The organism is Streptomyces sp. NPDC088261, from assembly GCF_044740805.1.
GTDB lineage: Bacteria > Actinomycetota > Actinomycetes > Streptomycetales > Streptomycetaceae > Streptomyces.
The window spans coordinates 100,153-117,739 of record NZ_JBIURL010000011.1; the positions used below are offsets into that span (position 1 = coordinate 100,153).

Here is a 17,587-nt window from a genome sequence, read left to right on the forward strand (position 1 = left end):
CAGGCTGACCTCGGAATTGGTCGGTTGGACGGTCACCGGTCGACGCCTCCCATCACGGGGTCGATGGACGCGACGGCGACGATGACGTCGGCGACCTGGCCGCCCTCGCACATCGCCGCCATGGCCTGGAGATTGGTGAAGGACGGGTCGCGGAAGTGGACCCGGTAGGGGCGGGTGCCCCCGTCGGAGACGACGTGCGCGCCCAGTTCGCCCTTGGGCGACTCGACGGCGGCGTACGCCTGCCCGGCCGGCACGCGGAAGCCCTCCGTCACCAGCTTGAAGTGGTGGATGAGCGCTTCCATGGACGTGCCCATGATGTTCTTGATGTGGTCGAGCGAGTTGCCGAGCCCGTCGGGTCCGAGCGCGAGCTGCGCGGGCCAGGCGATCTTCTTGTCGGCGACCATCACCGGGCCCGGCGCGAGCCGGTCCAGGCACTGCTCGACGATCCGCAGCGACTGCCGCATCTCCTCCAGGCGGATGAGGAAGCGGCCGTACGCGTCACACGTGTCGGCGGTCGGGACGTCGAACTCGTACGTCTCGTACCCGCAGTACGGGTCCGACCTGCGCAGGTCGTGCGGGAGTCCGGCGGCGCGCAGGATCGGCCCGGTGGCGCCCAGCGCCATGCAGCCGGTCAGGTCGAGGTAGCCGACGTCCTCCATCCGGGCCTTGAAGATGGGGTTGCCGGTGGCGAGCTTGTCGTACTCGGGCAGGTTCTTCCGCAGGGTCCGCAGCAGCTCGCGCAGCTGGTCGACGGCGCCGGGGGGCAGGTCCTGGGCGAGTCCGCCGGGCCGGATGAACGCGTGGTTCATGCGCAGGCCGGTGATCAGCTCGTAGGCGTCGAGAATGAGTTCACGATCACGGAATCCGTAGATCATGATCGTCGTCGCGCCCAGCTCCATGCCGCCGGTGGCGATGCACACCAGGTGCGAGGAGAGCCGGTTCAGCTCCATCAGCAGGACGCGGACGGCGGTGGCCCGGTCCGGGATGTCGTCCTCGATGCCGAGCAGCTTCTCCACGCCCAGGCAGTACGCCGTCTCGTTGAAGAACGACGTCAGGTAGTCCATGCGCGTGACGAAGGTGGTGCCCTGCGTCCAGTTGCGGAATTCGAGGTTCTTCTCGATGCCCGTGTGCAGATAGCCGATGCCGCAGCGGGCCTCGGTGACGGTCTCGCCCTCGATCTCCAGGATCAGCCGCAGCACCCCGTGGGTGGACGGGTGCTGGGGACCCATGTTGACGATGATCCGCTCGTCGTCGGACTTCGCGGCGGACTGGACGACCTCGTCCCAGTCCCCACCGGTGACCGTGTAGACGGTGCCCTCGGTGGTCTCGCGGGCCGACGCATGTGAAGTGCTCATCAGGAGTACGACCTCCGCTGGTCCGGAGCCGGGATCTGGGCGCCCTTGTACTCGACGGCGATCCCGCCGAGCGGATAGTCCTTGCGCTGCGGGAAGCCCTGCCAGTCGTCCGGCATCATGATCCGGGTCAGGGCGGGGTGGCCGTCGAAGATCAGGCCGAAGAAGTCGTACGTCTCGCGCTCGTGCCAGTCGTTGGTCGGGTAGAGCGAGACCAGGGACGGCACGTGCGGGTCGGCGTCCGGCGCCGACACCTCCAGGCGGATCAGCCTGCCGTGCGTGAGCGAGCGCAGGTGGTACACGGCGTGCAGCTCACGGCCCTTGTCCCCGAGGTAGTGGACGCCCGACACCCCCGTACACAGCTCGAAGCGGAGCGCCGGGTCGTCGCGCAGGGTGCGCGCGACCTGGAGCAGGTGCTCGCGGGCGATGTGGAAGGTGACCTCGCCGCGGTCCACGACCGTCTTCTCGATCGCGTTGCCGGGGACGAGTCCCTGCTCCTCCAGCGCGCCTTCGAGCTCGTCGGCGATCTGGTCGAAGACCCCGTTCGGGCCGCCGAAGGGGCGGGAGGTCGAGCCCGGCAGGGCGACCGTCCTGCGCAGACCGCCGTAACCGGAGGTGTCGCCGCCGTTGTTGGCGCCGAACATGCCCTTCCGTACGCCGATGACCTCGCCGTGGTCGTCGCGCGCGGAGGGAACGTTCTTTCCGTCCTGCCCGTCCGCGCCGGACCCGTTGTTCCGCCCGGACGTGCCGGGACGCTGCTCGCCGCTCACCGCAGCAGCCCCTTCATCTCGATCAGCGGGAGCGCCTTGAGGGCCGCTTCCTCCGCCTCGCGGGCCGCCTCTTCGGCGTTGACCCCGAGCTTGGAGTTCTGGATCTTCTCGTGGAGCTTGAGAATGGCGTCCAACAGCATCTCGGGACGCGGCGGGCAGCCGGGCAGGTAGATGTCGACCGGCACGATGTGGTCGACGCCCTGCACGATCGCGTAGTTGTTGAACATGCCGCCCGACGAGGCGCACACCCCCATGGAGATCACCCACTTGGGGTTCGGCATCTGGTCGTAGACCTGCCGCAGGACGGGCGCCATCTTCTGGCTCACCCGCCCGGCCACGATCATCAGGTCGGCCTGCCGCGGCGAACCGCGGAAGACCTCCATGCCGAACCGTGCCAGGTCGTACCGCCCGGCGCCGGTCGTCATCATCTCGATGGCGCAGCAGGCGAGGCCGAAGGTGGCGGGGAATACGGAGGACTTCCGCACCCACCCCGAGGCCTGTTCGACCGTGGTCAGCAGGAAACCGCTAGGCAGCTTCTCTTCGAGTCCCATTGGTGGCCCCTCAGCCCCTTTAGTCCCATTCCAGACCGCCCCGCCGCCACACATACGCGTAGGCGACGAAGACGGTGAGCACGAAGAGCAGCATCTCCACGAGCCCGAAGATCCCCAGGGAGTCGAAGGTGACGGCCCAGGGGTAAAGGAAGACGATCTCGATGTCGAAGACGATGAAGAGCATCGCCGTCAGGTAGTACTTGATGGGAAAGCGGCCGCCTCCGGCCGGCGTAGGCGTGGGCTCGATGCCGCACTCGTACGCTTCAAGTTTGGCCCGGTTGTACCGTCTTGGGCCGATAAGCGTGGCCATGACCACGGAGAAGATCGCAAACCCAGCACCGAGCGCGCCGAGCACGAGGATGGGTGCGTAGGCATTCAACGCCCCTCAGCTCCTTCCAGTCGTCCTTGACCGTTGGACCGCACCGGGCGATTTCGTGTCGCCGCCCCACCACGGATTCCCGGCACCGGATCACCGAAGATCGTGTACATGTGAGGCAGTTCACAAGCCCGACTGCCCCGCATCCTATGCCTGGTGGTCTGTGATCTGCGACACGGGGTACACCACCGACTTTGTGATCTCCACCACCTGACGAAGGATCATGAAGTCGGATGAGCGGTGATCTTCGCACACGAAGCGTCCCGGCGGTTACGAGATGTGACATCCGTACCGGTCGTCGCTGGTGGGAGGGGGTTCGCATTATCAAGCGATGTCATATACAAGCAAATTGGCGACGGAACGCTTTGGGGTGATAAGGCATCCGCCGTCACCCGGGCGAGGGGGTCGGCGGGAGCGAGGTGGACACGTGCGCGCGTTCACGAGCGACAGAGGGCGACGAGGGTGACGGTGGTGACGGGGCTGACAGGGGGCGCCCTTCCCGGCCATTCGGGCCCGGCGGTGGCGCCGTAACCATCCGGTCGCAGCGCGGTGACCATCCTGTGACCTGTACCACTCGGGCCGACTGCCCGAAAAGGCGGGCTTGGCCAAGGGTGTGAAGGGATGGTAAGTCAGGGGCAATTCGGGCGTTTGACGAAAAGCATGTGATCACAGCCATGATCACGTGTGCCCGTTTTGCCCGTTACGGCGTCAATAAAGGCCGTTCGAAAGCGGATTCACAGATTCCAGCCACAAATGTGGCGCAGGACACGTTTCTTGACGCCCACCCGGGACCGCCTGATAGCGGTATGACCATGTCCCACACCGCTCAGATAACCAGCCACCGGAAACCCCGCCGCAGCGCGTCGAAAACGGCCATCCGCGCCGGAGTTGCCGGGGGTGTTCTCAGCAGCATCGCGGTCGCCGGTGCCGCCGGGCCGGCGCACGCCGAGCCGGTGACCGAGAAGACCATCGAAATGCCCACCCTGACCGCCGGGCTCGCCGACAGCGTCGCGCAGTCCGCGGCGGCCACGCAGCAGGTCGCGTCCGTCCTCGAACTCCGGGCGCAGGAGGACGCGGCGGCCACGAAGGCCGCGCACACCGCGAAGGTCGCCAAGGCGAAGGCCGAGGCGGTCCGCAAGGCCGAGGCCGAGAAGAAGCGCGAAGAGGCCGCCGCGAAGGCCGCCAAGGCGAAGGCGGCGGCGCAGGCCGCGGCCGAGAAGGCCACGTATTCCACGCAGTCGGCGAGTTCCGGCGGCTCCGGCAGCTCCACCGGCTCCGGCTCGGCCACCGCGAAGACCGCCTCGTACACCTCGACGGCCAGCGGTTCCGCGGGCGCGCTCATCGCCTTCGCCCGGGCGCAGGTCGGCGACGCCTACGTGATGGGTTCGACGGGCCCCAACGCGTGGGACTGCTCGGGTCTGGTGCAGGCCGCGTACAAGCAGATCGGTGTGGACCTGCCGCGCGTCTCGCAGGACCAGTCGACCGCGGGCACGCAGGTCTCCCTGAGCAACCTCCAGCCGGGCGACATCCTGTACTGGGGAAGCGCGGGCAGCGCGTACCACACGGCGATCTACGTGGGCGGCGGCGAGTTCGTGGGGGCGCAGAACCCGGGCACGGGTGTGGTCGAGAAGTCCCTGGACTGGGACCCGCCGACCGGTGCGGTGCGGGTGCTCTGAGTTTTTCGTACGTACGACGGCCCGGGTCCCGTTCAGGGGGAGGCGGGCTGTCGGCGTGCGGGCTCCGGCTGTACGGGGTCCACCAGCGCGGCCGCGAACTCGCCCCGTTCCCGGGGGTGGTCGCGCAGCCACAGGCCCAGCTTGTGGTCCGCTCCGGCGTGCACGAGGTGCGTGAAGTAGGCGCGCGCGCCCAGCGCCTCCGCGACCGCCCGGGTCACCGCGGCCGGGATCACCGTGTCGTGCGCCGGTACGAGCAGGACCGCGCGCCCGGTGAACGTACGGAAGGTGTCGAGCGCGGCCGAGTCCCGCCAGCTCTCCGGGGTCCTGATGACGCCGGTGAACCCGTCCGCGAACGGCAGCCGCCACGCCCGGCGCGCGTACACCGCCGGGGCGCAGAGGCCGAGGGCCGTCACGCGGCGCCCGTAGTGGGCGGTCAGGTCCGCCACCGTCTGGCCGCTCATGCTGAATCCGGCGAGCACCAGCGCGTCGCCGGGCGGCGCGTGCGCGTCGATCACGGCCCGCGCCTGCGCGAACCGCCGCCGCAGGCTCAGCTCGCCGAGGGAACCCGAACTGCCGCCGTGCCCGGAGAAGTCGAAGGCGACGACCGTGTGCCCCCGAGCGGCGAGGTCCCCGGCGAGCGCGTCCAGCCGCCGGTGCTCGCTCGTGCCCGCGCCGTGGAGCAGGACGGCGGTCGCCCGGCGCGCCGACGGTTCCGCGGGCGTGGTCACGGAGCAGGTGAGCGTCTCGCCGTCGCACGGGAAGGGGAAGCGCCGTACCCCGCGCTCCTCGCCCCGGACGTCACACCGCATCGCACCCTCCCCCTGACCCCGTGATCGTACGCCCGGGAAAAAGCCCCGACGCTCGCCGTACAACCCGGGAAAGAGCGGGGCGGGACCCGTACGCTGGGCGCTCCACCGGAGCCGTGGCGCCGACACGCCACCTGCTGTCGCCCTCCCCCCAAGGACGCCCCCGTGAGCACTCCCCGCCATGTCATCTTCGGTACCGGCGCCATCGGCCGGGCCACGCTCGCCGCGCTGCTGCGCCGGGGCGAACAGCCGCGGGACGTACGGATGGTCAACCGCTCGGGCTCCGCGCCGGTGCCCGACGGGGTCGAGGTCGTGGCCGGGGACGCCACCGACCCCGCCTTCACCACCGCCGTCGCCGAGGGCGCGCAGGTGGTGTACCAGATCCTCAACCCGCCGTACCACCGCTGGGCCGAGGAGTTCCCCGGCCTCCAGGCAGGGGTGGTGGCCGCCGCGGAGGCCGCCGGGGCGCGGCTGGTGAGCATGGACAACGTCTACATGTACGGGCCTCCCCAGGGCCGCCCCCTCACCGAGGGCCACGCCGACGCGCCCACGACCCGCAAGGGCGCGGTCCGGGCGCGGATGGCCCAGGACCTGCTCGCCGCGCACCGCGCGGGCCGCGTCGAGGTCACCATCGGCCGCGCCTCGGACTACTACGGGCCCGGCGGCGGCCGGCAGTCCGTCCTCGGCGACACGGTCTTCAAGGCGGCGCTGCGCGGCCGGACGGCCACGGTCCTCGGCGACCCGGACCAGCCGCACACGTACACCTACATCCCCGACATCGGCGAGGGCCTCGCCCTCCTCGGCGAGCACCCGGACGCGGCGGGCGAGGTCTGGCACCTCCCGAACGACCCGGTCACCCGCACCACCCGCCAACTCGTCGCCCTGGTCCAGGAGTCGGCGGGCCACCCCGGGGCCAAGGTGCGCTCGCTCCCGCCCGTGGTGATGCGCACGCTGGGCGTCGCGAACCCGCTCATGCGTGAACTGACCGAGATGCTGTACGAGTTCAAGGAGCCGTTCGTCGTCGACAGCACCAAGATCACCAAACACCTCGGCGCGACGGCGACCCCGGCGGAGCAGGCGGTGCCCGACACGCTGGCGACGTACCGCACGGCGGCCGGCAGCTAGGGCGTGTCCTGCCGGGCTCCAGGGCGGGGCCCGCGCGAGGTGGCAGCGCGGACCGCCTGCGTGGTCAGGCGTTCTCCTTGACGAGCGCGGCTCCCAACGGGGTGAGGGTGTGGATCACGGTGTTGTTCCGGCGGGTGGAGACGACCAGCCGCGCCTCGCGGAGCACGGCGGCATGCTGACTCGCCGTCGGTGGCGTGACGCCGATGCGGCGGGCGAGTTCCCCCGTCGAGCAGCCGTCCTCGATGACGCACAGAGCCGCCGCCCTGGTCGGCCCGAGCATCGCGGCGAGGGCGCCGCGACCGGCGCGGCGGCCCGGGTCGCCCCACCAGCCCGGTTCCTGGACGACCGGATAGACCAGAACCGGGGGGAGGTCGTCGTCGATGAAGGTGACGGGGGTGCGCCAGCAGAACACCGAGGGCACCAGAAGCAGGCCCCGTCCGGCCAGGTGGAGATCGCGGTCGACGGGATAGTCCGCCTCCAGCACCGGGGGTGACCACCGCAGGATCGGCCGCAGGCTGTTCAGCAGTCCGTCCATGCCGTGGTCGAGCAGGGCACGGGCGCGCACAGCCCGGTCGGCGTCGACGAGCGCCTGAATCCTCGGCCAGAGGGGTGCGATCGCGGCGTGGTGGTACCCGTGGAGTGCGTCGCCGAGACCGGCGAGGGCGGTCCCGTCGGCGTCGGCCAGCGGCCTGGCCCAGGAGGGCGCGGTGGCGAGAACGCCCAGGTCGCGGCGTAACTGCCGGGCCGGCGTGGTCATGACTGTCTCAATGTCCGTCGCCACGTCAGGGGCCGTCGGCGTCGGGGTCAGGAAGTCGGGGAAGGGCCCTGTTCCGGGGGCCAGATAGCGGAGCAGCCGGACCTGCGGCCTGGGCAGGCCGGATAATCGCTCCCTGCTGCGTGCGCGCCAGGGGTCGAATACGGCCCGGCCCTGGGTGTTCGCCAGGATGTTCAGGCTCAGCACGATCTCCCAGAGCGGGTCCGGGCTCCTGGCTATCCTCAGCCGCGCCAGATCCTCGGTGGTGAAGTGCAGCCGTATCCGCACAGGTACCCCTTTCCCACGCCGGCCCTCCTCCCATTCTCGACGCTCCGCACCTCCCTCGACCAGCGTCTTTCGGCCGGGACGACAGGACCTCGCGAACCGGCCCGGAGGCCGGTCACTCTGGTGTGCACCCGAGTCAAACACCCTGTTCCGCTTGACGATCAAGGCATCGACGGCACGGGCGGGCAGGCCACGAGGGAGGGAACAGACCAGATGAATCCGGTACAACGCATAGGCACGGCGATGGCCGTGAGCATGCTGATGGCGGCCACGCTGCTGGGCATGACGGGCTCGGCCGCCGCAGCACAGGACAACGGGCTCAGCGAAGTCCAGGCCACGGTCGCTTCGGTCATGGGCGCGGACGTCGCTGCCCAGGGCCGCCGGGTCGACGCGAAGACCATGGACTACAACGGGTTCACCGCGACCAAAGCTGTGCCCAATGCTGATCTGATCTGTAGCTACAAGTACCTGTGCATGGTCGTACGCGGCACCACGTTCAGCTTCACCACCTGCAAGGTGTGGACCGTTTCCAACTGGTACGGCACGGGTCCGTGGGAGAACAACCAGACCCCGGGGACGATCGCCCGGTATTACGGGCAGTCCGGCGGCGAGCTCGTCAATATGCGATCGACCGCATACAGCGAAGGTACGGCGGACTGGGGTCCGGTGTATTCACTGCGCCCCTGCTGACCGAGCTGTCCGGTCGCCGTCCGCCGGGCCGCTCGGCCTTGTGCCGTGCGGCCCGGTCGGGCCGGTCGTGGACCGTCGGCCCGGTCGTGGGCGGTCACGCCTTCGGGGCCACCTTCGACAGGCCGTTGATGATGCGGTCCGACGCGTCGCCGCCCGTCGGGTCCGTCAGGTTGGCCAGCATCTTCAGCAGGAACTTCATCAGCAGCGGGTGCGTCAGGCCGCGCTGGGCCGCGATCTTCATGATCTTCGGGTTGCCGATGAGCTTCACGAAGGCGCGGCCCAGCGTGTAGTAGCCGCCGTACGTCTCTTTCAGGATGCGCGGGTAGCGCTGGAGCACCAGCTCCCGCTGGGCCGGGGTCGCGCGGGCGTGGGCCTGGACGATCACCTCGGCGGCGATCTGGCCCGACTCCATGGCGTACGCGATGCCCTCGCCGTTGAACGGGTTGACCATCCCGCCCGCGTCCCCCACCAGCAACAGGCCCCGCGTGTAGTGCGGCTGGCGGTTGAACGCCATCGGCAGCGCCGCGCCGCGGATCGGCATCGTCATGTTGTCCGGGGTGTAGCCCCAGTCCGCCGGCATCGACGCGCACCACGCCTTGAGCACCTCGCGCCAGTCCAGCTCCTTGAAGGCGTCGGACGTGTTGAGCACGCCCAGGCCGACGTTGGACGTACCGTCGCCCATGCCGAAGATCCAGCCGTACCCCGGCAGCAGCCGGTCCTCGCCGGGACCGCGCCGGTCCCACAGCTCCAGCCAGGACTCCAGGTAGTCGTCGTCGTGGCGGGGCGAGGTGAAGTACGTACGGACCGCGACGCCCATCGGCCGGTCCTCGCGCCGGTGCAGGCCCATGGCCAGCGACAGCCGCGTCGAGTTGCCGTCGGCGGCCACCACGAGCGGCGCGTGGAAGGTGACCGGGGTCTTCTCCTCGCCCAGCTTCGCGTTCACGCCCGTGATCCGGCCCGTGCGCGCGTCCGTGATCGGCGCGCCCACGTTGCAGCGCTCGTACAGCCGCGCGCCGGCCTTCTGCGCCTGGCGGGCGAGCTGTTCGTCGAAGTCGTCCCGCTTCCGGACCAGTCCGTAGTCCGGGTACGAGGCGAGATCCGGCCAGTCGAGCTGGAGCCGCACCCCGCCGCCGATGATCCGCAGACCCTTGTTGCGCAGCCAGCCCGCCTCCTCGGAGATGTCGATGCCCATCGACACGAGCTGCTTGGTGGCGCGCGGGGTCAGACCGTCGCCGCAGACCTTCTCGCGCGGGAACGCCGTCTTCTCCAGCAGCAGGACGTCCAGGCCCGCCTTGGCGAGGTAGTAGGCGGTCGTCGAACCGGCCGGACCGGCGCCGACGACAATCACATCCGCGGTGTGTTCGGAGAGGGGCTCGGTCACAGCGGGTTCTCCCGAAGACTCGAAAATGGCGTACCGGACGGCACGGGACCTGTGCAGTCTATTCGTGCGCACCGACCGCCACGTTGAAGGGCCCGCCCGTGAAGGACCTGACCAAGTCGCCGCCCGTCGTGCACCTCCGCGTCCCCACCGAGGAGGACGCCCTCGCGTGGCACCGGCTCTTCGACCACCCCGAGGTGATGGAGTTCCACGGCGGCGCCTCCGCCGAGCACTCGGTGTACGAGGAGCTGACCGCCCGCCAGCGCCGCCACGACGCCGAACGCGGCTTCTGCTTCTGGACGCTGCTGGACGAGCGCGGCGACGCGATCGGCTTCACCGGCGCCCAGCCGTGGCCGCACGAGAGCTTCGGCCCGGTGGGCGAGATCGAGATCGGCTGGCGGCTCGGACGGGAGTACTGGGGGCACGGGTACGTCACCGCCGCCGCGCGCACGACGCTGGAGCGGGTCCGCGCGGCGGGCGTCGACCGGGTGGTGGCCATGGTCCGCCCCGAGAACACCCGCTCCGTGGCGGTGATCCGGCGCCTCGGCATGGAGCCGGCGGAGACGTACACGAGCACGGTGTCGGGGGTCGAGGCGCACTGCTACCGGTTGGAGCTGTGAGCCTGTAGGGAGAGAGGGAGGCAATCTCAGCCCGTACGCCCCGGTTCAGTCCCGTACGCCCCGGTGCAGCGCCACGATCCCGCCCGTCAGGTTCCGCCACGCCACCCGCGACCAGCCCGCGCCCTGCAACCGCTCCGCCAGCGCGGGCTGGTCGGGCCACGCGCGGATCGACTCGGCGAGGTACACGTACGCGTCCGGGTTGGAGGAAACCGCCCGCGCGGCCGGCGGCAGCGCCCGCATCAGGTACTCGGTGTAGACGGTCCTGAACGGCGCCCACGTCGGGTGCGAGAACTCGCAGATCACCACCCGCCCGCCCGGCTTCGTCACCCGGTACAGCTCACGCAGCGCGCGGTCCGTGTCGTGGACGTTGCGCAGCCCGAAGGAGATCGTCACCGCGTCGAAGACCTCGTCCGCGAACGGCAGCTTCGTCGCGTCCCCGGCCGTGAACGGCATCCACGGGTGGCGCTTCTTGCCCTCCCGCAGCATGCCCAGGGAGAAGTCGCAGGGCACGACGTACGCACCGGTCGCGGCGAACGGCTGCGAGGAGGTGGCCGTGCCCGCCGCCAGGTCGAGGATCTTCTCGGCGGGGCGCGCGTGGACGGCCTTCGCGACCGCCTTGCGCCACACCCGGTCCTGCCCGAGCGACAGCACGTCGTTGGTCAGGTCGTAGTTCGCCGCCACGTCGTCGAACATCGAGGCGACTTCGTGCGGCTGCTTGTCCAGGGATGCGCGCGTCACTGGCGTTGGCCTCGCTTGTCTCGGATCCGGTGCGTTCTGGTGCGTACTACTGCGTCCTGCGGCCCATTCTCGCAGGCCCGCCCCCGCCTCACGCGCGCCGGTGCACCAGCCGCCCGCCCAGCACCGTCGCGACACAGGTGACCGCGCCGTGCCGGCCCAGGGCCGCGTACGGATCCCCGTCCACCGGCACGTCGAACACCGCGAAGTCCGCGTAGAGGCCCTTGTCACCCAGAAGAGGCAGCAGGAACGCCTCCGCCGCCGGCCGTCCCGCGAACGGGTCGAGCGTGGCCGGGCCCGGCGGCTCCGTGGAGCGCCGCTCGATGCCGAGCCCCGAGCGCTGTACGGCGTCCACGACCGTCTCCCGCCCCAGGTCACCGGCGACCGCCACCGCCCCGTGGGCGAGCAGCCGCCGCACCCCGCGCCGCGCGCTCGCGCCCCACCGGGCGTCGGTCATGCCCAGCGCGTCGAGCGCGTCGCCGGTGAGGGGTGCGGTCCCGAGGGTGTCCGCCTCGCGGGGGTCCGGGTGGTAGGCCCGCTCCAGCAGCTCGGGGCCGTACGGATTGCACAGACCCGGGGTGATGATCCCGGGCCACGCGCGCACCCGCGCCTCCGGACGCGCCGCCGCCAGCCGCTCGTACGGGCCGACCGCCGCCAGGACGGACCCGTCCACGAGAACCGCGCCACCCGGGACCGGTTCCTCCCCGGCCCCCGGCAGCAGCAGCTCCGCCCGGTGGATCGTCAGCACGACGGCCGCCCCCGCCCGCTCAGTTGGACGCGAGCAGCTTCAGCTCCGGGTGGGCCGTGCCGCCCTCGATCGCCGTGGAGGAGATGTGCGACTGGACCCGGTCGTCGACGGGGTCGTTCGCCGGGTCGTCGTGCACGACGAGGTGTTCGTACGTCGTGGCGCGCTGCGCCGGGACGCGGCCCGCCTTGCGGATCAGGTCGATGATCTCCAGCCGGTTGGAGCGGTGCCTGGCACCGGCCGACGACACGACGTTCTCCTCCAGCATGATCGAGCCGAGGTCGTCGGCGCCGTAGTGCAGCGACAGCTGGCCGACCTCCTTGCCCGTGGTCAGCCAGGAGCCCTGGATGTGGGCGACGTTGTCGAGGAAGAGCCGCGCGATGGCGATCATGCGCAGGTACTCGAAGAGCGTGGCCTGCGTCTGGCCCTTCAGGTGGTTGTTCTCGGGCTGGTACGTGTACGGGATGAACGCGCGGAAGCCGCCCGTGCGGTCCTGCACGTCCCGGATCATCCGCAGGTGCTCGATGCGCTCGGCGTTGGTCTCGCCGGTGCCCATCAGCATCGTGGACGTCGACTCGACACCGAGGCCGTGGGCGATCTCCATGATCTCCAGCCAGCGTTCGCCGGACTCCTTGAGCGGCGCGATGGCCTTGCGGGGCCGCGCGGGCAGCAGCTCGGCGCCAGCGCCCGCGAACGAGTCGAGCCCGGCCGCGTGGATGCGGCGGATGGCCTCCTCGGCGGAGACGCCCGAGATGCGGGCCATGTGCTCGACCTCGGACGCGCCGAGGGAGTGGATGACCAGCTGGGGGAAGTCCTTCTTGATGGCCGCGAAGTGCTCTTCGTAGTACTCGACGCCGAAGTCCGGGTGGTGGCCGCCCTGGAACATGATCTGCGTGCCGCCCAGCTCCACGGTCTCCGCGCAGCGGCGCAGGATGTCGTCGAGGCCCCGGGTCCAGCCCTTCTCGGTGTCCTTGGGCGCGGCGTAGAAGGCGCAGAACTTGCACGCCGTGACGCACAGGTTGGTGTAGTTGATGTTCCGCTCGATGATGTACGTCGCGATGTGCTCGGTCCCGGCGTAGCGGAGGCGCCGGGCCGCGTCGGCGGCGGAGCCGAGGGCGTGGAGCGGCGCGGAGCGGTAGAGGTCGAGGGCCTCTTCCGGGGTGATACGGCCCCCGGCAGCCGCACGGTCGAGGACACCAGTGACGTATTCGGACGTGAGGTCGGCCTTCTCGGTCACCGGGGCGGGTCCTTCCCAAAGGGGGTACAGCGGCCGATCCAGCCTACGCCAGGCTCATGGGCCGCCCGGGTCGGGGCGGGCGCGGCCGCGGGCCCCCGGCCGCTCGCGGTCGCGCCCGCCCCTCGCCGCTACCGCTTCGTCAGGACGCCGGTGGGGTTCCCCGCCGCCGCGTCGTCGGAGTCGTAGTGCAGGCCGTCCTTCTCCAGCGACAGCCGCAGCCCCGTGGAGCTCGCCGTGCAGAGGCTCTGGCTGCGCGGGCCGCTCTTGACGTCGACGACGATCGCGCGGTCCTCCACGCCGGTGAGGGTGAAGAGGTCCTGGCAGGTGAAGTTCCCCAGGATGTCGGTCTGTTCGCCCGTGCCGACCCGCTCCCCGGTCGCGCCCTTCCTGATGACGACCTTCATCGTGCCGGCCGGGATGCCGGCGGAGGTGATGGAGCCGTCCCAGGTCCCGATCAGGGCGTCCGGCACGGAGCCCGCGCCGGGGGCGGGTCCGCCGGGGGCCTCGGAGTCGGAGGCGGAGGCGGAGGCGGAGGCGGAGGCGGACGGGGAGTCGGGGGCCGGGGACGAGCGCGTCGGCGTGGGTGCGGGGCGCCCGGGGGTGGCCGGGGCGCTCGACGTGGAGTCGGTCTTTCCCCCGCCCTGGGCCGTGTCGGACCTGTTGTTGTCCTGGACCTGGTTGAGCAGGATCCCGCCGCCCACGGTCACCGCCGCCAGCGCGCCCGCCACGGCCAGCACCACCGTGCAGCTGACCTTGCGGCCCCCGCGCCCGTCCTGGCGCCCGGTGTCGCCGGACACGGACAGGGAGAACCCGCCGTCACGCGGCGGCCGCTGCGCCGGTACGGAGGCGTCCCGCGGCGGCTCCGTCGGCGGCCCGAAGACCCCCAGGGGCGCCGGCCCGTGACCGCCGGAGCCGGTCACCGGGCCCGGAGCCGTACCCCCGTGGCCCGTACCCCCGCCCGACGCACCCTCGGCGGACGCCCCCTCGGTCGTCGCGCCTCCCCCCGTCGACGCCTGCGTGAACGGCACCGGCCCCGTGGCCACCGGCTCCTCCACGGCGGCCGGTACGGATCCGGCGGCGCGCGGCACCACGTCCAGGTCCAGGATCGCCACCGCCGCCCGGCTGACCTCCTCGACCAGCGGCCCCGGCAGCCAGCCCGCCGCCACCGCCCGCTCGGCCCCGCCGGGCGCGAGCCGCCGCGCCACCTCGGCGGGGGTGGGGCGCGCGGCCGGGTCCTTGGCCAGGCAGTGCGCGACCAGGTCGCGCAACGCGCCCTCCATGGGGCCCAGTTCGGGCTCCCCGTGCACCACCTTGTAGAGCAGCGCGGCCGACGAGTCCCCGGCGAACGGGCCCGCCCCCGTCGCCGCGTACGCGAGCACCGCGCCCAGCGAGAAGACGTCGGCCGCGCCGGTCACGGATCCGCCGATGATCTGCTCGGGCGCCATGTAGCCGGGCGACCCGACGGACACGCCGGTCGCGGTGAGCGAGGCGGTGCCGTCGGTGGCGCGGGCGATGCCGAAGTCGATGAGGCGGGGGCCGTCCAGGGCCAGCAGGACGTTCGACGGCTTCACGTCACGGTGGACCAGACCGAGCCCGTGCACCGCGACCAGCGCCTCGGCCAGGCCCGCGCCCAGCGCGTCGACGGACCGCCCGGGCAGCGGCCCGTGCCCGGCGACCGCCTGGGTCAGCGAGGGGCCCGCCACATAGCCGGTGGCCACCCACGGGACGGCGGCCTCGGGGTCGGCGTCGAGCACCGGCGCCGACCAGCGGTGCGCGCCGGGGCCCGTCCCCACCAGCCGCGCGGAGGCCACCTCGCGCCGGAACCGGGCCCGGAACTGCTCGTCCGCCGCGTAGTGCGGGTGGACGACCTTCACCGCGACCGTACGGCCCCCCGCGGAGCGGGCGAGATACACCCGGCCCATCCCGCCGGCACCGAGCCTGCGCAGCAGCGTGTACGGCCCGATGGTCTCCTCGCCCGCCTCCAGCGGCTGCATGCTGTTCCCCCTCGGCTCGCGCGCGTCCGTACGGAGCAGCGTAGGGGGTCTTCCGAACGCCCCCCAGGCCCACGGGTGTCAGGGGCGGAACCAAGGGGTCACGGCCTGAGCAACTCCACGCGCACGTCCGCCGGGTAGCCGGTCGCCGGGCCGGTGCGGCGCGCGAACTCCCGTACCCCCGCCAGCTGGTCCTCGCCGAAGCGGAAGTCGAGCGTCGTGAAGTAGCGCTCCAGCAGTTCCGCGTCGAAGGACTCCCAGCGCGCCGCCTGCTCGGCCACCTTCGTGACCTCCTCCAGGGACACGTCGCGCGACGCGAGGAACGCCTCGTGCACCTTCCGTACGACCAGCGGCTCCCGCGCCAGGTAGTCCTTGCGGGCCGCCCAGACGGCGAAGACGAACGGCAGGCCCGTCCACTCCTTCCACATCAGCCCCAGGTCGTGGACCTGGAGGCCGAGCCGCGGGGCGTCGTGCAGCGAGGCGCGCAGGGCGGCGTCGCCGATCAGGACGGCCGCGTCGGCCTCCTGCATCATCACGCCGAGGTCCGGCGGGCAGGTGAAGTAGTCCGGGACCACCTGGTACCGCTCCTCCAGGAGGAGCTGGGCGAGCCGTACCGACGTACGGGACGTGGAGCCGAGGGCGACCCGCGCCCCGTCCAGCTTCTCCAGCGGCAGCTGCGAAACGATCACGCACGACATGACGGGGCCGTCGCAGCCGACCGCCAGATCGGGGAATGCGACGAGTTCGTCGGCGTGACGGAGGAATTCGACCAGGGTGACGGGGCCGATATCGAGTTCGCCCCGGACGAGCTGCTCGCTGAGCTTCTCCGGGCTGTCCTTGGAAAGCTCCAGGTCGAGAAGGGTTCCGGTCCTGGCGAGCCCCCAATAGAGGGGCACGCAGTTCAGGAACTGGATATGGCCGACCCGCGGCCGGCTGCGGCGGTGGCCGGCGTCGCCCGCACGGGGTCCGTGGTCTCCATGGCCTCCGTCCCCCTGGTCCCCCTGAGCGGATCCGGCGGCCTCTGCGTTTGCGATTCCTTCGGGACTGTCCACATCCCGAGGCTAGACCCGGCCCCCGCGGGGGCCCGCTCCGGGGGCTTCCCGGGTGTGTCCCGCACGCGCCCCGGCTGTGGTTCCGCGTGCGCCCCGGGCGCGGTTCCGCGTGCCTCCCGTCAGCACGTCAGGGCCCCTGTCAAACGTCCGGGTGAAGTGATCTTTCCCTCTACCGCTGCGCCTACGCTGCGTGCTAGGCTCGCCGCAAGTTGCAGTTTGGTTTCCCTTGCAGTACAGAGCCTGCGGAGCATGTGACCCGCAGGCTTTTGTAGTTTTCAGACTTCTTTGCAGGTTCTGGAGCAGGGCAACCCTTTGGCCCAAGGAGGGCTTATGGCTACCGGAACCGTCAAGTGGTTCAACGCTGAAAAGGGCTTCGGCTTCATCGCCCAGGACGGCGGCGGCCCGGATGTCTTCGTCCACTACTCCGCGATCAACGCGTCCGGTTTTCGCTCCCTCGAGGAGAACCAGGTCGTGAACTTCGACGTCACTCAGGGACCCAAGGGTCCCCAGGCGGAGAACGTCACCCCGGCCTAGTCTTCCGGGTAGGCGATCGCGAAGATCTTGAAGAGCAGTACCCAAGGAGCCCTGCGTCCCCCACTCGGGTGGGGAAAGCAGGGCTCCTGCCCTTGCCGGGGCCGTATCCGGGCGTCGTAATCCGCGCGTCGTATCCGGGCGTCGTATCGGGCAGCGGACCTACGCGTCCGCCCCCGCCGACCAGCGCTCCCCCGCCATCAGGCCGCCGAGCCCGGTCCAGGCGAAGTTCATCAGCGTGGCCGCGGCCTCCCGCGACGAGACGCTGGGGGTGTCGTTCGCCCAGCCCGCCAGCGACTCCGCGGCCCCCACCAGCGCCTGCGCCAGACCGGTCACGTCCCGCCCGCCGAGGTCCGAGGGGGTGGGCGGGACAGCGGGCGCGACGGTGGCGCGCGACTCCCGGGCCGCCGCGTCCACCAGCTCCGCCACGTACGCCACCAGCCGGTCCCGCAGCAGGGTCACCTCCCCGGCGAAGGGCTCCCCGTGCGTACGGGCCTGGCGGTGCAGCACCGCCCAGCCGTCCGGGTGGTCCGCCGTGTGCCCGAAGAACGCGGTCAGCCCCGCCCACAGCTGCCGGTCGGCCGGCAGCCCCGGCTCGGCGCCCGCCCGTACCGCCTCGATCAGGGCCTCCCCCTCGCGCCGGACGCACGCGGTGAAGAGCTCTTCCTTGGAGTGCAGGTACAGGTACACCAGCGGCTTGGAGACCCCGGCGAGGTCGGCGATCTCGTCCATCGACGCGGCCCGGTAGCCGCGCTGCCCGAAGACCCGTACCGCGGCGTCCATCATCTGCCGCTCCCGTACCGCCCGGGGTAAGCGCCTGTTCCTGGAAGCACGCGCGACACCCACGTCAGACATCCCTCCCCCGCTGCCGCCGAACTGCCCGGTAGGCCTGATAAGCCTACGACTTGACGGA

General features: G+C 71.3%; 18 protein-coding genes. 5 read left to right on the forward strand and 13 right to left on the reverse strand.

Annotated elements, in window-relative coordinates:
- Positions 1-32 precede the first annotated feature (32 nt).
- The 4 genes from ACIODU_RS22030 to ACIODU_RS22045 are packed head-to-tail and all read right to left on the reverse strand — an operon-like array spanning position 33 to position 3,052.
- A complete protein-coding gene (locus tag ACIODU_RS22030) occupies positions 33-1,355 on the reverse strand; it encodes an NADH-quinone oxidoreductase subunit D (protein ID WP_161310775.1) in 1,323 nt (440 codons plus the stop codon).
- On the reverse strand, positions 1,355-2,122 hold the full coding sequence (locus ACIODU_RS22035) for an NADH-quinone oxidoreductase subunit C (RefSeq protein ID WP_356425823.1): 768 nt from the start codon (positions 2,120-2,122) through the stop codon (positions 1,355-1,357). Before ACIODU_RS22035 ends, ACIODU_RS22030 begins: the two co-directional genes overlap by 1 nt.
- Positions 2,119-2,673 carry an NADH-quinone oxidoreductase subunit B family protein gene (locus ACIODU_RS22040; RefSeq protein WP_161310777.1) on the reverse strand — a complete coding sequence of 185 codons (555 nt, stop codon included), beginning with the start codon at positions 2,671-2,673 and terminating at the stop codon, positions 2,119-2,121. Before ACIODU_RS22040 ends, ACIODU_RS22035 begins: the two co-directional genes overlap by 4 nt.
- 19 nt (positions 2,674-2,692) lie before the next feature.
- On the reverse strand, positions 2,693-3,052 hold the full coding sequence (locus ACIODU_RS22045) for an NADH-quinone oxidoreductase subunit A (protein ID WP_161310778.1): 360 nt from the start codon (positions 3,050-3,052) through the stop codon (positions 2,693-2,695).
- Positions 3,053-3,861: 809 nt separating this feature from the next.
- Between ACIODU_RS22045 and ACIODU_RS22050 the strand changes: the two genes are divergently transcribed.
- On the forward strand, positions 3,862-4,725 hold the full coding sequence (locus tag ACIODU_RS22050) for a C40 family peptidase (RefSeq protein WP_401769574.1): 864 nt from the start codon (positions 3,862-3,864) through the stop codon (positions 4,723-4,725).
- A gap of 32 nt (positions 4,726-4,757) precedes the next feature.
- Here ACIODU_RS22050 and ACIODU_RS22055 read toward each other — a convergent pair whose 3' ends face one another.
- Entirely contained in the window at positions 4,758-5,534 is a 777-nt protein-coding gene (locus ACIODU_RS22055) for an alpha/beta hydrolase (RefSeq protein ID WP_401769575.1), read from the reverse strand.
- Positions 5,535-5,696: 162 nt separating this feature from the next.
- On the opposite strand from ACIODU_RS22055, the gene ACIODU_RS22060 reads away from it, so the two are divergent.
- Positions 5,697-6,656 carry an NAD-dependent epimerase/dehydratase family protein gene (locus ACIODU_RS22060; RefSeq protein WP_401769576.1) on the forward strand — a complete coding sequence of 320 codons (960 nt, stop codon included), beginning with the start codon at positions 5,697-5,699 and terminating at the stop codon, positions 6,654-6,656.
- A gap of 64 nt (positions 6,657-6,720) precedes the next feature.
- Here ACIODU_RS22060 and ACIODU_RS22065 read toward each other — a convergent pair whose 3' ends face one another.
- Complete coding sequence (locus ACIODU_RS22065) at positions 6,721-7,698, reverse strand: ArsR/SmtB family transcription factor (protein ID WP_401769577.1); 978 nt, start codon at positions 7,696-7,698, stop codon at positions 6,721-6,723.
- A gap of 210 nt (positions 7,699-7,908) precedes the next feature.
- On the opposite strand from ACIODU_RS22065, the gene ACIODU_RS22070 reads away from it, so the two are divergent.
- A complete protein-coding gene (locus ACIODU_RS22070; protein WP_401769578.1) occupies positions 7,909-8,385 on the forward strand; it encodes a hypothetical protein in 477 nt (158 codons plus the stop codon).
- 94 nt (positions 8,386-8,479) lie between these two features.
- Here the strand turns inward: ACIODU_RS22070 and ACIODU_RS22075 are convergent, their stop codons facing one another.
- Positions 8,480-9,766 carry a geranylgeranyl reductase family protein gene (locus tag ACIODU_RS22075; protein ID WP_161309306.1) on the reverse strand — a complete coding sequence of 429 codons (1,287 nt, stop codon included), beginning with the start codon at positions 9,764-9,766 and terminating at the stop codon, positions 8,480-8,482.
- 107 nt (positions 9,767-9,873) lie between these two features.
- On the opposite strand from ACIODU_RS22075, the gene ACIODU_RS22080 reads away from it, so the two are divergent.
- Positions 9,874-10,383, forward strand: coding sequence for a GNAT family N-acetyltransferase (locus ACIODU_RS22080; protein ID WP_401769643.1), 510 nt, complete (start codon positions 9,874-9,876; stop codon positions 10,381-10,383).
- 45 nt (positions 10,384-10,428) lie between these two features.
- Here the strand turns inward: ACIODU_RS22080 and ACIODU_RS22085 are convergent, their stop codons facing one another.
- From ACIODU_RS22085 to ACIODU_RS22105, 5 genes are all read right to left on the reverse strand, one after another.
- On the reverse strand, positions 10,429-11,121 hold the full coding sequence (locus ACIODU_RS22085) for a demethylmenaquinone methyltransferase (protein ID WP_327235053.1): 693 nt from the start codon (positions 11,119-11,121) through the stop codon (positions 10,429-10,431).
- A gap of 88 nt (positions 11,122-11,209) precedes the next feature.
- Positions 11,210-11,866, reverse strand: coding sequence for a hypothetical protein (locus ACIODU_RS22090; RefSeq protein WP_401769579.1), 657 nt, complete (start codon positions 11,864-11,866; stop codon positions 11,210-11,212).
- A gap of 19 nt (positions 11,867-11,885) precedes the next feature.
- Entirely contained in the window at positions 11,886-13,100 is a 1,215-nt protein-coding gene (gene mqnC / locus ACIODU_RS22095) for a cyclic dehypoxanthinyl futalosine synthase (RefSeq protein ID WP_356425800.1), read from the reverse strand.
- A gap of 128 nt (positions 13,101-13,228) precedes the next feature.
- Positions 13,229-15,094, reverse strand: a complete 1,866-nt coding sequence (locus ACIODU_RS22100; protein ID WP_401769580.1) for a serine/threonine-protein kinase — start codon at positions 15,092-15,094, stop codon at positions 13,229-13,231.
- A 98-nt stretch (positions 15,095-15,192) separates the two neighbouring features.
- Positions 15,193-16,005: a menaquinone biosynthesis protein gene (locus ACIODU_RS22105; protein ID WP_356425981.1), complete on the reverse strand. Its 813-nt coding sequence runs from the start codon at positions 16,003-16,005 to the stop codon at positions 15,193-15,195.
- Between the two features lie 468 nt (positions 16,006-16,473).
- On the opposite strand from ACIODU_RS22105, the gene ACIODU_RS22110 reads away from it, so the two are divergent.
- On the forward strand, positions 16,474-16,677 hold the full coding sequence (locus tag ACIODU_RS22110) for a cold-shock protein (RefSeq protein WP_003967102.1): 204 nt from the start codon (positions 16,474-16,476) through the stop codon (positions 16,675-16,677).
- A gap of 159 nt (positions 16,678-16,836) precedes the next feature.
- Here ACIODU_RS22110 and ACIODU_RS22115 read toward each other — a convergent pair whose 3' ends face one another.
- On the reverse strand, positions 16,837-17,460 hold the full coding sequence (locus tag ACIODU_RS22115) for a TetR/AcrR family transcriptional regulator (protein WP_356425794.1): 624 nt from the start codon (positions 17,458-17,460) through the stop codon (positions 16,837-16,839).
- Positions 17,461-17,587: the final 127 nt, after the last annotated feature.

What these genes read in the sequence shown, in the direction of transcription:
- ACIODU_RS22030 (WP_161310775.1), bottom strand. Translation starts at nt 1,355, where the DNA reads ATGAGCACTTCACATGCGTCGGCCCGCGAGACCACCGAGGGCACCGTC.
- ACIODU_RS22040 (WP_161310777.1), bottom strand. Translation starts at nt 2,673, where the DNA reads ATGGGACTCGAAGAGAAGCTGCCTAGCGGTTTCCTGCTGACCACGGTC.
- ACIODU_RS22050 (WP_401769574.1), top strand. Translation starts at nt 3,862, where the DNA reads ATGTCCCACACCGCTCAGATAACCAGCCACCGGAAACCCCGCCGCAGC.
- ACIODU_RS22055 (WP_401769575.1), bottom strand. Translation starts at nt 5,534, where the DNA reads ATGCGGTGTGACGTCCGGGGCGAGGAGCGCGGGGTACGGCGCTTCCCC.
- ACIODU_RS22070 (WP_401769578.1), top strand. Translation starts at nt 7,909, where the DNA reads ATGAATCCGGTACAACGCATAGGCACGGCGATGGCCGTGAGCATGCTG.
- ACIODU_RS22100 (WP_401769580.1), bottom strand. Translation starts at nt 15,094, where the DNA reads ATGCAGCCGCTGGAGGCGGGCGAGGAGACCATCGGGCCGTACACGCTG.
- ACIODU_RS22110 (WP_003967102.1), top strand. Translation starts at nt 16,474, where the DNA reads ATGGCTACCGGAACCGTCAAGTGGTTCAACGCTGAAAAGGGCTTCGGC.
- ACIODU_RS22115 (WP_356425794.1), bottom strand. Translation starts at nt 17,460, where the DNA reads ATGATGGACGCCGCGGTACGGGTCTTCGGGCAGCGCGGCTACCGGGCC.